Origin of the sequence: Bradyrhizobium lablabi (assembly GCF_001440475.1) — a bacterium.
Classification (GTDB): domain Bacteria; phylum Pseudomonadota; class Alphaproteobacteria; order Rhizobiales; family Xanthobacteraceae; genus Bradyrhizobium; species Bradyrhizobium lablabi.
The window spans coordinates 1-225 of record NZ_LLYB01000084.1 but is presented as its reverse complement, the minus strand read 5'-3'; the positions used below and the strand labels follow the sequence as shown (position 1 = coordinate 225).

Sequence of the window (225 nt, the reverse complement as noted above, 5' to 3'; positions counted from 1 at the left end):
GGGGAGCCGCCGCCAGCGGCGCCGCCGCCGATCGTGCTGCCCCCGGAGGGTTTTTCACCGATCCTCCAGGAAGCGACACCCAGCGCGCCGGTGACCCCGGCGCCAAAGGGGCGCGAACGGCGGCCTCCGGCGAAGAAGGCGGCTACGCCGCCGCGCTCGCCCGTCGTCAATGCGCCACCAGCGCCCGTTGCTGGCGCGCCGCAGGTTGCGCCACTGCCGCCGCCG

Annotated in this window: 1 pseudogene; it reads left to right on the top strand. The window is 76.9% G+C overall.

What is annotated here, in order from left to right:
* A pseudogene (locus CQ14_RS46645) lies at positions 1 to 225 on the top strand (OmpA family protein); the annotation flags it as partial.